Origin of the sequence: Neobacillus kokaensis (assembly GCF_014656545.1) — a bacterium.
In the GTDB taxonomy this organism is placed as follows: Bacteria; Bacillota; Bacilli; order Bacillales; family Cytobacillaceae; genus Neobacillus; species Neobacillus kokaensis.
The window spans coordinates 25,812-40,606 of the sequence record NZ_BNDS01000021.1; the positions used below are offsets into that span (position 1 = coordinate 25,812).

The window sequence follows — 14,795 nt, forward strand, 5'->3', positions numbered from 1 at the left end:
ATGTACAATTCCAGTGTAAAGTGAATTGTTTTTGGGAGGAGATAGAATGGAGAAAATTTCATTGTCTCAAAAAGACAAATTAAGCTCTTATCATAAGCTTCGATCACTTTTCGAACAAAATATTCATGTTGGCAGCATCGCTGAACCCTTAGCTACTTGTAATGTTTTGGATGATGCTTTACAAGTTAAGAATAAAATGATCGACTATGATTATGATGTTATTGGAATGGAAGAAAGCGGTGTAGTCATTGGTTATCTAATGAGAGATGAGATAAAAGAAGGAATATGTAAGGACTATTATCGCTATTTTAGCCCAACAGAACTTGTCGCTGATTCAACCGCCCTTATTACCACACTTCTAATTTTTAAGGAAATTGACAGAATTTTTGTATTGGAAGGAAATCGCGTGACAAAGGTCGTTACACTGGCAGATCTGCAGAAACCTCCGATTAGAATGTTGTTATTTGGGCTAATCTCATTATTAGAAATGCATCTCGTCAGGCTGATTAATTATTACCTCCCAAATGATACTTGGAAAAAATATTTACAAACTAATCGAATTGAAGCGGCAGAGAAATTATTTATGGGACGGAAAGCTCGTAATGAAGCAATTGAATTAAGTGATTGTTTACAGATTTGTGATAAAAGGGATATTGTCATACATGATGAAACTTTAAGAAATCACTTACATATCGAAAGTAAAAGTAAGGGAAAAGATTTTTTCAAGAAATTAGAAGGATTAAGAAATAATCTTGCCCACTCCCAAGACCTTAATACCCAGAATTCTTGGAATGAAATCTTTACAATCATAGAACAAACGGAAGAAATTCTAGAAATATGTGAGCAAATTTAAAGAACAGGCATCTTATTTCTAGGAAAAAAATACCTGCTTCAGAAATCGGAAGCAGGTATTTTTTTAAAATAGTTTGCATCGATTTTAACCTGTGATTTAGCGTTAACCCAGATATAGATAATAATCCTGCGCCTGATAGCTTCTAAATCCGCAAGATTCATATAATCTCAAAGCATGAGCATTTTTTGCTTCTGCTTCCAAGAATATAGGCAGCCCTTTTTGATATTCCATTTTAACCACTTTTGATAGTGCTTTTCTGCCGATTCCTTGTCCTTGGAGTTCTGGAAAAACGGCAAAACCGAAAATCCATGCTTCTCCGTTCATTTCAGAAACACGCATTTTACCAGCAGTTTGCCCATTTGCTTCAATGATCAGTCTTTGATCATAGCTGTTCTCCCTAATCATTTTTGCAAAATCAAGGGCTTCTTTTTCAGTAAATCCAAAGCATGCGATGTCTAGTTGGATCTCCGCTTCATCATCTTCTTTTGACATGGGAGGTCTAATGGTAATGACCTCGTCTTCGCTCAATTCAGTATCATGCCATTTCATTTGATATTCTGCAAACTTAAAGGTGCATGGAACGGTTTTTAAAAACTCCCTTGCCGATTGTGATTCTGCTGGAGCATTCAACAAAATCGTTATGACCTCTCGTTTTTTTGCTTCTTCCAAGCCCATTTTCACTAGCTTCGAAAAGATTCCTTTACAGCGGTATTCCGGGTGCACCATTCCGCAAAGCTCTACCTTATTGCCAAACCCGTAGCTGCCAAGGAAACCAACGAGTTCGCCATCTTCATAATGTAAGAAGTCTTCCTGGTAACATGCTGTTCGGTTTTCTAACATATCAAAATTAAGCTTTAACTGGAAGCCGCCTTCTTTCTCACAAACTTGTTGAAGCACTTTAATTTCGAATAACTCTTTCTTGGTTAGCATTCAATTCACCCCTATTGCTTTTCTCTTTAAAACACCTTTTTTAACAAGATTGACTAGCGTCCCTTTGTTTTTAAATTTTTGATAGGCGATTAAGCGGTTTAAATCTTTTACCGTTAATTCAGCTGGACCTATAGCTAGTTCAAATTCATGGCTTACCTTATCAATTAAAGAAAGGGCATATTCAATTTGCTTAGCTGTTAGTTTATAGTCGTCTTGATTCGCTGGTTGCTTTTCATTCTGCTCCATCTCAGGAGTAGGATGTATTGCAGCAGCATGTTCTTTCAGTTTTGCATCAATTAGTGCCTCAATTTCAGCAGGGCTGATTTGCTGGGGCTTTGGGTGGGCAGGCTGAGGTACGGGTTTAAATAATTTATCAATGATACCTTTAATCATAATATTCACATCTCTTTCATGAAATTCGCAATCATATTTATATAAAGTTGATTATTTCCTCAATCCTATTATTAAAATAATAGTCTAAAAAAACAATACTTTTGGAGGATTTTGTTTTGTTTAGTAGAAAAATGTAAAAAAATAAGTCAAAAGGTACTGTTAAATCTGAGAAATTATAGGGTCTAAAGTCATATTTGTAGTATAATGGAGAAAAATGCAATTTTTGGAGCGTTTATTATGGCTATAACAGTACCAGAAAATATTCGTTCATCTGCAACAGCAGGAGAGCGGTTATTTTTCCGGACCTAAAAACATTTCTGCCAGATGATTATATTGTTTATTTTGAACCGGAGATTCAAGGAAAGCGGCCGGATTTTGTGATTATCGGTCCAGATCTTGGAATTGTAGTTTTGGAAGTGAAGGATTATACCAAAAATACCCTTTTTCAAATAAATCATGATGAATGGCATATCGTCACCACATCTGGCGATCAAGCGGTGATCAAAAGCCCGATGAAGCAGGCAAGGGATAATATGTTTCATGTCGTGGATGTATTGAAAAAAGATAAAAACCTTGTTCAGTTAGAAGGGAAATATAAATTCCAGCTGAAATTCCCATATGGGCACGGGGTTGTTTTTACCAGGATGTATGCTAAGGACTTTATTCAGGAAGGTTTATATACTGTTATTGAACCGCATCTTTGTTTAACAAGGGATGAAATCGATCCGGATAAAGAAGGGTTTTCCGAAGAAGTCCTAATGGAAAAGATACTAAATATGTTTGTAGTTCCTTTTCGATTACGGGAGCCGCTTTCAACTGAGGACATTAATGCTATCCGGTATCACTTGTTTCCTGAAGTTCGAATTAGCGCTGAATTTAAACCGCCAGTACCTTATCAGGATCAGTTGCTGTTATCGTTGCACGATATTAAAACGATGGATTTGCATCAGGAGAACTTGGCGAAGCAAATTGGTGATAAGAACCGGTTAATCCGTGGAGTAGCAGGGAGCGGGAAGACGATTATACTAGCAAGCCGGGCTAAGATGTTATCGAAGCAAAACCCTGATTGGAAAATACTAATCTTGTGCTATAACATTTCTTTGGCCAATGCGATACAGCAAATGATTGTCCATATGTTAAATGAACCGGAGGACCTGTTCGATTTTTCTGCATCGGCGAAAGAAGTGGAGAATCAAAACATCATTATTCGAAATTTCCATGCTTGGCTGAAGCATGATTTAAAAATAAGAGAGTACCAGCTGCCGGAAATTATTGAAAAAATTGAAAAGGGCGAAGCGATTCTGCCAACCTATGATGCGGTTTTGATTGATGAAGGACAGGACTTTGGGGCGGATTGGCTGCGATTAGTTAGTCTACTAATTAACGCTAATACTCAATCACTTTTATTAGTAGAGGACCGCGCTCAAGACATCTATAAACGGAAACGTTCTTATTTGCAGGATACCGGTTTAAGTTTTCAAGGACGGTCAAAGGTTTTGACAATTAATTACCGGAACACAAAGCAAATTGTCAAGTTTGCCTGGGATTTTTTCCGCAAGCATTCGATGTTTAAAAATAAAGTGGTGAGTCGCGACCTGGAAGGGGAAATCATTGCCCCGCAAAGTACAAAGCGTAAAGGTCCCGAACCAGGAATCATGAAGGCAGCTAATTTCTTTGAAGAAATGCGGCTGGTGGCAAGACAAATGAAGAAGCTGCATGATGAAAGAAAAGTACCACTAGATGAAATGTTGATTTTGTACCGTGTAAAAAGAACGCATAAATATCCGATTGTGGACATTGTCCAACGATCATTACAGGAGGCAGGGCTGCCGTATTACTGGATCACAGAAAATGATATTTCTAAGCGATCGTTTAAAAAGGAAGATGGCAAGATTAAAATCAGCACCATCGATAGCAGCAAAGGTTTAGATTTCCAAGCTGTCTTTATTGTCAATGTCGACTCGATGCCGTTTCCATTAGAGGAAGATAAGGAGAGGGAGGTTTCTCTTCTGTATATCGGCATGACTAGAGCGAAGCAGTTTCTTTGCTTGTCATACTCGGCAGAATCGGAATTTACCCATTATTTTGACGAGATTTTGCAGGAGCGGAAGCAAGAGAAAAGCGGATTGGAGAAGATAAATTAAGCACGTTTATTTGAGTCTATAAATTGTATTTATAGGCTCTTTTTTTTTATTTTAGCTTTGTTATAAAAAAATGTGAAAACTATCATCATAAACGTATTCTACGGGTGAGGGCTGTCGGAATAGTTGAAGAAGGAATGTCTACATAAGGAATAGAATAAATAAAGAAATAGGATTATTACAATAAAGATTTTGCCTTAATTAAAAGAAAGGAATGATTTCAATGCGATCCATCGATCCATTCTCAATGTCTGTAAAGGATAATTATAAATTTCTAATAGGCAGCATTATTCCAAGACCAATTGCTTTTGTTACAACGATGTCGAAGGATGGAGTGTTGAATGGTGCACCGTTTAGTTATTTTAATATTGTGTCTGCTAATCCCCCAATGATTTCCCTATCCATTCAACGATCAATGGGAAAACAAAAGGATACAGCAAGAAATATCATCGAGTCCAAGGAGTTTGTCGTTCATATCGTGGATGAGCAAAATGTTGAAAAAGTCAATCAAACAGCCGCGAGCCTTCCACCAGATCAAAGTGAAATCGAGCTGGCGAAATTCACTACAGCGGATAGTGTGAAGGTTTCCGTTCCAGGAGTGAAGGAAGCGAAAATCAGAATGGAGTGTATTCTGGAACAGTCCTTAGAATTAGGAGGGGGCGATTCGCCTGCCTGCGATCTAATTATAGGAAAAGTTGTTCAGTTTCATGTTGAAAATGACATTTATGAAAACGAAAGAATCGACCCTAGGGGACTTGCTGCCGTCAGCCGTTTGGCGGGGAACGATTATGCGAAAATCGGGGAAATCTTTGAAATTGAAAGACCTAAATAGTTGATATATAGAACCACTTGGAACATCGTTCAACCAAGTGGTTTTTATGTGTAATCTTTTTCGATATTTTCCTTTCAGTATAAAAAGGGGGGCATTAATTGCCCCAAGCAAAAAAATGTAACGGTCAATGAGAGAGAGTTTTATGACTAAATGAAAAAGGGGTGCCGAACTGCACCTCCTTTAAGTGGTTAAATCCCCCTTTGGCTTTCAAATCGAACCCGTTTTACTATATTTTACTGGATTGATTTTTTGGATTAGAAACTGATTCCTCCTTAACCTTGACGCTTTCTTTTAAAAGTATCACTCCAATCAAGCCAGCTATGGAAAAGATGACGGGTGTGATGAACCCGTAATAGTACCCTTCAGCAATACTGTTTGACACGGATTGAAAATGATCCAATACAATTCCAAAAATGCTCGGCAGCAAGACGGCACTCAGAAATCCACCGGTATTCGCAAATCCAGAGACAATGCCAGATTCTTTTAAAGGAAATGTTTGTCGAACAGAAGCAAAGGTTAAGGAATTTGCCCCATAGGCAAGGCCAATAATAAAGAAAAGCAATATTAGCAGGGAAAATGGCGGATTCCCATGAAATATAAGAAAGGTAGACCAACATAATAAAAGAATGATATGAAAAACAATATAAGGCTGTTTAATGGTTCCTAAACGACTTGAAATCCAACTAACAAAAGGAGACCCAATAAGCGCGCCGACAAGACCAATCAAAATTAGCTGGCTCGCATCCGAACGTGTCATTCCATACACATTCATCCCGTAGGGCACGGCCCAAGAACTAATAAACCCTACATAGGTTCCGACAATCCCAAAGTGACACAAAAACAAAGCCCATGCCTGCCGATTCGAAAATATTCTTTTAAGTAGAACAAATGTTTTTTCCCGTTGTGTATTCCTTTTTACAAATACTGATTGTTTCGGCTTTTTGACAAGGACAAAATAGAGGAGAATGCTGCATAGACATAAAAGCAGCCCTGTTGAAAAAAAGGCAACTCTCCAGCCAAGCAGTTCAATCAATAAGGAAAAAGGAATTGTCGCCAAAAGGAATCCAAGGCTGCCTGTCATGGCTGCCACACCAATTAATCGGGTAAATTCCTTGGCATTAAACCATTGGCTCAAAATTAACACCACATTGACCCAGATGGTTGCATCCCCCGTCCCTGTTAGTATTCTGGCAAAAAACAGGACAAATGCATGCGTACCAAGGCTATAGAGGATGGTTCCAAGACCTGTAAGGATTGCCCCTATAATGAGAAAAAAATTAGGCCCATAACGATCGGCCAGGAGTCCCATCGGAATTTGAAGACCAGTGTAGACAAAATATTGAATACTCGTCAGCAATCCGATTGTTGTTGCCGTTACATGAAAGTCACTCATTAATTGGTCTGTAATCAACCCCGGGGCGGTTCGCTGGCTTGCCATGAACAAATAAGTAAACAATACGGAAGCAAACACAACCCATCTAAATCCGCTATTTTGTTTGTCCAATGATTTCTACTCCTGTTGGTTTTTATTTATATATATATATGGAGTTGTTGTAAGGGGACAAACCATTTTTAAAAAGTCTAACATAAACAGGATTTTTAAATTATTTGACGAATGTATTATGGTAGTCTAAAAATGTTTGGAGGTCACGTTATTGTTACTTCATTTTTGATAGATAATCATCTCCCTAATAAATTTAAAAGAAATTAGGAGTTGATTGTATGATTATATATAAGAATTCAATTGAAGGTATTTCGCCCGCTATGTTGAATGGATTTTTTGTGGATTGGATAAATCCACCTAATCCAGAAACTCATTTAAAACTGTTAAAAAACAGCTATAAAGTAGTTATTGCATTTGATGAAAGTAGAAATCAAGTGGTTGGATTTATTTCCGCAATTAGTGATGGAGTTCTTTCAGTCTACATTCCACTTCTTGAAGTTTTACCAGAATATAAAAATGCAGGTATTGGCAAAGAATTAGTTAATAAGATGCTAAAACAGCTTAATAACATATATATGATAGATTTATGTTGTGATGATGATTTAGTTCCGTACTATGAAAAGTTCGGAATGATAAAGGTAAATGGAATGATTCTGAGGAACCATAAAATGCAATCTGGAAGATAAATAGGGAAAATTGGGTTAAAAACGCTTGGGATTCCAAGCGTTATTGTGTTTCTGGGACGTAAATGATTGGCAAACAGAGATTTTATTTAGTAATTATTGGTTTTATTAAATATAATGTAAGTGGGTGGAGGCTTGTTTGTAAAGGAGAGTGAGAAGGGATTCTCATGGAAATTCAAAAGATTATTAAACAACTAATTCACAATCATATCATTAATTCAGAACCTATGGAATATAAACAATTAAACGGTGGTACAGTCAGTGAGTTGTATCTCCTAAACATGGGAGATTGTAAGTATGTGGTCAAGTCTAATGCTCCTCAGATTATTAAATCGGAGGCAAGTTTTCTTTATCATTACAGGAACTCACCTTTATTACCCAAACTTCTATTCGTGGAAAATTCATACAAGTACATAGTTTATTCCTTCATAGTTGGTTCTACAAATTATGATAGAGAAAATAAAAAGGAAATGCTCAAGCAACTTGTGCAGGGTCTGCAAAACCATTATAAGTCGGTTCCTAAGGATGTTGGCTGGGGATGGGCGGACCAGCCACAAGATTCTTGGCAGAGTTTTTTACTAGACGAAATCATGGCAGCAAAGGACATTATTCATTCAAGATTTGATTATCACCATCATGACTTCCTATTAACCATTGCCCAAAACATGAACAATGAGAGCAAGCCTTACTTATTGCATGGGGATTGCGGTGTACATAATTTCATCTTTAATAATGGACAGTTAAATGGTGTGATTGATCCAACGCCTGTCATCGGAGACCCTCTATTTGATTTAATCTATGCTTTCTGTTCATCCCCAGATGATTTAACAAAAGAAACTATAGATTCAGCGGCAAGCCATTTGACAAATAAACACGAAATAAGCCATTCATTTTTATATAAAAACGTTCTTATAGGTTTATACCTGAGACTAGGAGCTTGCATAAAACACCATCCACACGATTTTGAAGAATACTATAAAGCATGGAACTACTGGTGCAATCAACTCCAAAAAATGCATTAAACAATGAGGTAAGATATGAGAGTTTTTTTTCAAATTATTAATAGTATTGCTTTTTGCTTTTACACTAACGGGGTGCTTTGCCGAAGATTATGACGTTGGTGTTCCAACTGCGCATTTAAATTTCGATATTTCATCTATTTGATTAACAGAAGCAAATATTAGTTGGAAAACAGCTAGTGAAGATGTACAGAAAACAATAGCAGATCTGGAAGAATCCGCATCATCACTGAAGGAGGTAAAGGTTTTTCCAAATGAGAGGGTGTCATTGGAATTTATAGAGAACGAAAAAAATGGGGGAGATATTTGGACTGACCCAAAAATCAAGGTCGCCTTATTAAAAGATGACAAGCGAATCGTACTTCCATTGGATGATTCGGGAGAATTTCAATTCCCAAATATAAAAGGACGTTATGTTTTAGAAGTTGAATTTATCAATTTAGCAGGCAGTGCTCAATATATAGCAAATGTTCTAATTCAATAATGAATGCATGAGTTAACTTGAAAAATTCAAAAGGGGATACGTCTAAACGGTCCCCTTAATAGAAAGGGGAAAATGATTTTGAATCAAACATTATTAATTATTGATGCCCAACAAGAATTAATTGATGGGAACCTTGAAGATAGTGCGGTTTTTAATAAAGAACAGCTTATTAGTAATATCAATTTAGTAATCGAAAAGGCTAGAAAAGCTAATGTTCCAGTTGTCTTCGTAAGAGATCTGGATGTGGCTGGCGGTAAAGGGAAGGGATTTCAAGTTCATGATGAAATTAATGTCCCTTTGAATGCTAAGATTTTTGATAAAACCGCAACAAATTCCTTCCACGGAACAGGACTTATAGATCATATACAATCTCAAAAAATTGAACATGTTGTAATTATGGGCTGTGCAACGCAATATTGTATCGATACTGCAGTCAGAACAGCCACTATTAGCGGTTTGGATGTTACTTTGGTTGGTGATGGCCATTCTACAACGGACAGCGAAGTATTAAGTGCAGAACAAATTATCAAGCATCATAATAAAACACTTCATGGTCATTATAATGTAGAGCACTTTTCAGTTGTCAGATTTGCAGAGGAAGACTTATTTCATCCAACTCATGATTCATATCGGTAAATTAAAAAGTGCAGCATTGAAATATGTTACAAAACTTTTAGAGTTGTGAAACTAATGAATGAATAAGCGAAACGATAAAATTAAACGCTCAGAGTAAATTCTCTGAGCGTTTTGAATGAACAGCCTTTAAATGTATCTCTCTAACCAACCATTCCAGTAGTGTAACAAGAAAAATGCACAGCTCCCGTTATTAAGGAGTAAGGTTCATAAATAGCTTTTTCAATTTTTCCTTGTTTATGGAATAAATAAAGGGGTAATGCACTATATTGTTCGGATTATCTTCGGGTTAGAGAATTAATAACTAACTTTTCTATTTTAATTTTTTATATTCTTCTTTAATCTTTTCAACTGTTTTCTCTATTTCCTCTCCCCAATGGTCATTTTTTGTATTGAAAATAGTATTCCCCTCTTTATCTAGCATCGCAAAACCTCTATAAGCTACATCATTTTTCTTCATTCCCATTTTTTTAATTAATTTTAATTGAGGATCAGAAATAAAGGAGAGGCTGCTTCCAAAGGTTTTCTTCAATTTATTATGTAATGAACGTAGCTCTTCTGGTGAATCGCTGCTAATTACAAACGTTTCAATATCCATTCCATTTAATTTATTCATATTTTTATGCAACTGAACCAGCTGCTTCTGGCAGAGTGTTCATTTATAGGTTGTTATAAAAAAGAATACTGTTGGTTTTTCTAAAGGAAATGTTACTTCTTGTTGTTCGTGATTTAATAAAGTAATGGGTTTGGTAAGCGTCTTTTGTCCAAACGCTGACAAAACTAGAAAAGAAATTAAGGACAATATAACAATTTTGGTTCGCATATTTAACTCCTTTTTATAGTTCATTTAATCGAAATGAGAGATGAAAAGTATTTAATTTTGAAGCAGAAAAAAACCACAAAGTGGTTTTTTTAATCACGCATAGCGCCTGCCTCCCGGGAAGTCATTGCACCTTGTCCAGCGCTTACGTCTTTTTGAATTTCTTGTTTTACTTTTTGGGGATTGGTTCCGGAGAATTCTGGTTTCATTATAGAATCCAAATTCTCATTGGTTTGTTGATTTCGTGGCATATAAAATCCTCCTCAATTTATGTTAACAATCCTATTATTTACAAAAAGAATAGGTATATCCGAGGATTTGATGAATTTCATTTAATCATAGCGAACCTGCTCCTGTCCTTCAATGATTAACTCAAGTTCAGTATAAAAGTTGAGTTCAAGCGGTGCAGGCAAGCGGTCCAGCATTTCTTTTATTTCCATAAGATTTTCCGCTTCTTCCATCGTTTCTGGTGGCTGTTCTAACTTCTGATACCAAAGCTTTAATTCTTCTATAAACTGATAAAAATGCATCTCGAACCGTTCGGCACATTCTTCTCTTTCATCTTCTGAAGCCGTCTTCATCATTTCCCAATCATTAAGGGCTGCTTCCAATTTCTCGTTAACACGATTGATCACAATATCACTCCTCATTTTTTTTAGTTTTATTCCTATTCATTAATCGAACTAACGTTATAAGGTGTCTAATTTCCATAAAATTCTCCAAAATTGTATGATGTATCGAAAAAAATGATAATGATTTTATAAATTTCAATTTTATTTATAGTTAATATCATCTTACAATATTGGTTATTGAATAGTAAATGATTGAAGGTGAATCTATGAGTATAGTAGCGTTTCTATCGTATGTCATTATTAAGTCTATTACGCCAGGACCAAGTAACATCTTAATGATGAATGAAGCGAGAAGGTTTGGTTTTGCAGGGTCTGGCGGTTTATTAGCGGCATCTTGGCAGGATTTGCGGTCCTTGGAATTATGAGTGGTTTATTTACTGCGGGTTTATACAATTTCATCCCTTTTATTGAGCCATATTTTAAAATTGCGGGTGTAATCTATCTACTCTATCTAACTTGGCAGGTGGGGTTAAATAAGAGTTCGGGGGAGAGCACTTGAAATAGGCAATCTTCTTTTTTAACCGGTTTTATCCTTCAAATCATAAATGTTAAAAGCATCCTGTTCTTTTTAACAGTGATGAGCGTTTTTATTTTGCCGTTTCATGATTCTTTAAAGTTCGTCGTGATTTATTTAGCTTTGACTATTTTTCTAGGATGGCTAGCGCTTCTTTTGTGGTCGGGGTGTGGCTCGGTTTTTAAAAATGTTTTGCAAAGCATGATAAATCAGTTCGGTTCATGATGTGTTTAATGTTGATTTACTCTGCGGTGAGTATTTTTCTGTGATCCACCATCATAATATATAAACAAAGACAACAATCCAGGCTTATATTCATACTATAATTTTGGGGTGAAAAAAATGCCAAGAGTAAATTACCGAAGTTCGGACGTTGCCTTAATGGCAAGGATGATGAGAGCAGAAGCCGAGGGTGAAGGAAAACTGGGAATGTTAATGGTTGGAAATGTCATAGTTAATCGTCTTAAAGCAGATTGTTCAGATTTCAAAGGTTTAAGAACCATTCCCCAAGTAATATTTCAAGTGCAAGGAGGAAATTATTCCTTTGAAGCTGTTCAAAAAGGAAATGTATTTTATCAAAAAGCAAGAACTTCTGAAAAAAGATTAGCAAAACAAAATTTAGAATACTGGAGACAGCACCCATCGAAATATTCCCTTTGGTATTTTAATCCATATGCACCATGTCCTGCAACATGGTACGGTCAGCCTCATTCAGGTCAATATAAACAGCATTGTTATTATGAACCAAAAGCTGGAGTATGTGATAGTGTTTATTCTGGTTAAGCTTACACTTGAGTAGGCTTTTTACGTATACTGAAAGTCTACACATAAAAATAAAAAAGGGAAGGCTTAATTCAATTTCCTTAAGCCTTTCCCTTCACGAATTTCTTGAATTCCTTCCTCACAAACTCCATATGATCGCCAGGAGCAAGTTTCACAAAACTTTTGAACATCGGATGGGACGACAAACTTTCGGATGTGAGCCTCAATGTCTTTCCACCTCAGAATTTGCCCGACTTTCAGTCCCATTTTTTCTAAAATAGCGGCATCTTGATCATAAATACTCTCATCTTGACAATGGTATGTTCCTGAATTGGGATATTTTTCGCATAGTTGATCGGGTCCTTTTATCAGCTGAATGAACGTCTCGGGCTCCTCTCTCAAGGTTTGATGCAGTCGTGTCATATTTTCCACATATTCTGCAGAATAGCCCATTCCCCGGTATCCAAGAAGGCAAAAAAGATGATGGCCACGCAGCTTGAACATATTTCTCCCCCCAATTTTGCAGGTTTAATTTAAAAGAGTTAACTTTATTCTATTTTTGGTAAACATATAATATTCATCATAACATAACAGGACTAACAATTGAGAGATTTTTGTTTTAGTAACAGTGAGTTTTGCTATGATAAGCAAGGCAAGAGAATGTCCATCTGCTATCTTTTTCGTCTAACCTTTTTATCAATTGAAGTGCTACTATTTAAGGTTGTAATTTTGTTTGTGAAGAAATTCACTTAACTAATGGGATCGCTGCGGCGATCTTTTTCTTATTATAGAGATACCAGGAGTTTAACAGCATTCCGTTAAGAATTAAGTATTTTATTTATAAAGTTAAAATGAATTTGATAGTTTGTGATTGTTTTATATCGTTTATGGTGTTTTTTGATATATTTTGATTGACTTACGATGATTTCGAAAGTAAAATACAAATGTATTGATATCGTGAAAGCGTTTTAAGGGGGGTCATCTTTTGCTAGAACCAGAACGCCATCAAAAAATTTTAGAAGCATTAAAGAAAAAGCATACGATCAAGCTTCAAGAACTGGTTGAATTGACAAACTCCTCTGAATCAACTATCCGTCGGGATCTAACTCAACTAGAAGAAAGAAATCTGCTAAAGAGAGTTCATGGAGGGGCGGCAAGACTGCAAGGTAATCTTTCTGAACCAACCATGACAGAGAAATCTTCCAAAAACCTTCAAGAAAAAAATCAGATTGCTCAATTTGCTGCCAGTTTAGTGGAAGAGGGGGACAGCATTTATTTAGATGCAGGGTCGACAGTTCTGGAAATGATTCAGTTTCTTCCAAGCAATATCGTTGTTGTGACAAATGGATTAACACATGCAAACGAACTACTCGAAAAAAATATTAAAACCTATTTGATTGGCGGATTTATTAAGCCGACTACAAAGGCTTTGGTTGGTCGGGGAGCAGTTGAAAGCCTTGAAAAATACCGATTCGATAAATGCTTTCTAGGTGTAAACGGGATTCATCCACTGTTTGGTTATACGACACCTGACCAAGAGGAAGCATTAATTAAACAGATAGCTTTATCACACTCACGGAAAACCTATGTACTTGCGGATGAATCGAAGTTTTCCGAAGTGGCGTTTGCCAAGATTGCTGAGTTAAGTGAGGCCACTATTATTACCAACAAATTAAGCACTGAAGCAAAAGCACTTTTTATTAGTAAAACAAATATTAAGGTTGTGACAGCATGATCTATACAGTTACGTTGAATCCATCACTCGATTACATCGTTGAAGTTGATGGAATGACGTTAGGACAATTAAACCGAACAAAAACAGAAGCCAAATTTCCTGGAGGCAAAGGCATTAATGTTTCACAGGTTTTAAAAACATTTGATGTAAAAGGTATTGCAATTGGTTTCCTTGGCGGATTTACAGGTGCTTTTATTGAAAATTATCTAAAATCAATTGACATTGAAACTGATTTTGTGGAAATACAAGATGATACACGAATTAACATAAAGCTTAGAACAGAACAAGAGACAGAAATCAATGCAAAAGGGCCGACTGTCACAACTGATGAATTAAACTCTTTAAAAAGCAAAATCAGTGCATTAACCAGCGAGGATTGCTTAATCCTTGCAGGCAGTATCCCATCTTCTATGCCGAAAAATATGTATGAAGAATTGGTCGAAATATGCAACCAGAACGGGGCTAAATTTGTCGTTGATGCTGAAGGTGACCTGTTAAAACGGATTGTTCCATTGAAACCGTTTCTAATAAAACCAAATCACCATGAGCTTGGTGAGTTATTTCAAACAAAAATTGAGAGTATTGAAGAAGCACTACCATGTGGTAGAGAACTTATCAAAATGGGTGTACGGAATGTCATCGTCTCACTAGCTGATAAAGGTGCGGTATTTTTTAATGAAGAATGCACTTTGGTAGCGAATGTCCGAAAAGGGGAAATGAAAAGTTCAGTTGGGGCGGGAGATTCCATGGTTGCTGCGTTTGTGGCGACTTTTGGAAAAACGGGAAATATTGAGGAAGCCTTCAAATATAGTGTTGCAGCTGGTAGTGCTACTGCTTTTTCACTTGGACTATGTACACTTGAAAAAGTGGAAGAATTGCTGCCTCAAGTAAAGATAGAAAGGCGATAAGCGAGGGGAATC

General features: G+C 36.4%; 15 protein-coding genes and 3 pseudogenes. 11 read left to right on the forward strand and 7 right to left on the reverse strand.

Going from position 1 to position 14,795, the window contains the following annotated elements:
* Positions 1-46: 46 nt before the first annotated feature.
* Positions 47-853, forward strand: coding sequence for a hypothetical protein (locus tag IE222_RS19305; protein WP_191275676.1), 807 nt, complete (start codon positions 47-49; stop codon positions 851-853).
* Between the two features lie 102 nt (positions 854-955).
* On the opposite strand, the gene IE222_RS19310 is transcribed toward IE222_RS19305, so the two are convergent.
* Together IE222_RS19310 and IE222_RS19315 are read right to left on the reverse strand one after the other, a co-directional pair.
* Positions 956-1,783 (reverse strand): GNAT family N-acetyltransferase, encoded by an 828-nt coding sequence (locus tag IE222_RS19310; protein WP_191275678.1) that lies wholly within the window; start codon positions 1,781-1,783, stop codon positions 956-958.
* Positions 1,784-2,176: an ABC transporter ATP-binding protein gene (locus IE222_RS19315; protein ID WP_223282816.1), complete on the reverse strand. Its 393-nt coding sequence runs from the start codon at positions 2,174-2,176 to the stop codon at positions 1,784-1,786.
* Between the two features lie 237 nt (positions 2,177-2,413).
* On the opposite strand from IE222_RS19315, the pseudogene IE222_RS19320 reads away from it, so the two are divergent.
* Positions 2,414-4,320: pseudogene (locus IE222_RS19320) on the forward strand (3'-5' exonuclease).
* Between the two features lie 220 nt (positions 4,321-4,540).
* Positions 4,541-5,149: a flavin reductase family protein gene (locus IE222_RS19325; protein ID WP_191275771.1), complete on the forward strand. Its 609-nt coding sequence runs from the start codon at positions 4,541-4,543 to the stop codon at positions 5,147-5,149.
* A 226-nt stretch (positions 5,150-5,375) separates the two neighbouring features.
* On the opposite strand, the gene IE222_RS19330 is transcribed toward IE222_RS19325, so the two are convergent.
* Positions 5,376-6,653 carry an MFS transporter gene (locus IE222_RS19330; RefSeq protein ID WP_191275679.1) on the reverse strand — a complete coding sequence of 426 codons (1,278 nt, stop codon included), beginning with the start codon at positions 6,651-6,653 and terminating at the stop codon, positions 5,376-5,378.
* Positions 6,654-6,874: 221 nt separating this feature from the next.
* On the opposite strand from IE222_RS19330, the gene IE222_RS19335 reads away from it, so the two are divergent.
* The 4 genes from IE222_RS19335 to IE222_RS19350 all read left to right on the forward strand — a co-directional run bounded on the left by IE222_RS19335 (position 6,875) and on the right by IE222_RS19350 (position 9,415).
* On the forward strand, positions 6,875-7,279 hold the full coding sequence (locus IE222_RS19335) for a GNAT family N-acetyltransferase (protein WP_191275773.1): 405 nt from the start codon (positions 6,875-6,877) through the stop codon (positions 7,277-7,279).
* Positions 7,280-7,443: 164 nt separating this feature from the next.
* Positions 7,444-8,298: a phosphotransferase gene (locus tag IE222_RS19340; protein WP_191275681.1), complete on the forward strand. Its 855-nt coding sequence runs from the start codon at positions 7,444-7,446 to the stop codon at positions 8,296-8,298.
* 265 nt (positions 8,299-8,563) lie between these two features.
* Positions 8,564-8,779 carry a hypothetical protein gene (locus IE222_RS26490; protein WP_223282817.1) on the forward strand — a complete coding sequence of 72 codons (216 nt, stop codon included), beginning with the start codon at positions 8,564-8,566 and terminating at the stop codon, positions 8,777-8,779.
* A 78-nt stretch (positions 8,780-8,857) separates the two neighbouring features.
* A complete protein-coding gene (locus IE222_RS19350; protein ID WP_191275683.1) occupies positions 8,858-9,415 on the forward strand; it encodes a cysteine hydrolase family protein in 558 nt (185 codons plus the stop codon).
* Between the two features lie 310 nt (positions 9,416-9,725).
* On the opposite strand, the pseudogene IE222_RS19355 reads toward IE222_RS19350, so the two are convergent.
* From IE222_RS19355 to IE222_RS19365, 3 genes and pseudogenes are all read right to left on the reverse strand, one after another.
* Positions 9,726-10,052: pseudogene (locus IE222_RS19355) on the reverse strand (redoxin domain-containing protein); the annotation flags it as partial.
* 272 nt (positions 10,053-10,324) lie between these two features.
* Entirely contained in the window at positions 10,325-10,483 is a 159-nt protein-coding gene (locus IE222_RS19360) for a hypothetical protein (RefSeq protein ID WP_191275687.1), read from the reverse strand.
* 81 nt (positions 10,484-10,564) lie between these two features.
* Positions 10,565-10,867: a hypothetical protein gene (locus tag IE222_RS19365; RefSeq protein WP_191275689.1), complete on the reverse strand. Its 303-nt coding sequence runs from the start codon at positions 10,865-10,867 to the stop codon at positions 10,565-10,567.
* 203 nt (positions 10,868-11,070) lie between these two features.
* Here IE222_RS19365 and IE222_RS19370 point away from each other — a divergent pair.
* A pseudogene (locus tag IE222_RS19370) lies at positions 11,071-11,647 on the forward strand (LysE family transporter).
* A gap of 73 nt (positions 11,648-11,720) precedes the next feature.
* Positions 11,721-12,161 carry a cell wall hydrolase gene (locus tag IE222_RS19375; RefSeq protein WP_191275691.1) on the forward strand — a complete coding sequence of 147 codons (441 nt, stop codon included), beginning with the start codon at positions 11,721-11,723 and terminating at the stop codon, positions 12,159-12,161.
* 66 nt (positions 12,162-12,227) lie between these two features.
* On the opposite strand, the gene IE222_RS19380 is transcribed toward IE222_RS19375, so the two are convergent.
* Complete coding sequence (locus IE222_RS19380; protein ID WP_191275693.1) at positions 12,228-12,644, reverse strand: DUF1284 domain-containing protein; 417 nt, start codon at positions 12,642-12,644, stop codon at positions 12,228-12,230.
* 481 nt (positions 12,645-13,125) lie between these two features.
* On the opposite strand from IE222_RS19380, the gene IE222_RS19385 reads away from it, so the two are divergent.
* Both IE222_RS19385 and pfkB read left to right on the forward strand, forming a co-directional pair.
* A complete protein-coding gene (locus IE222_RS19385) occupies positions 13,126-13,875 on the forward strand; it encodes a DeoR/GlpR family DNA-binding transcription regulator (RefSeq protein WP_191275695.1) in 750 nt (249 codons plus the stop codon).
* Entirely contained in the window at positions 13,872-14,783 is a 912-nt protein-coding gene (gene pfkB, locus IE222_RS19390) for a 1-phosphofructokinase (RefSeq protein ID WP_191275697.1), read from the forward strand. Before IE222_RS19385 ends, pfkB begins: the two co-directional genes overlap by 4 nt.
* Positions 14,784-14,795 lie beyond the last annotated feature (12 nt).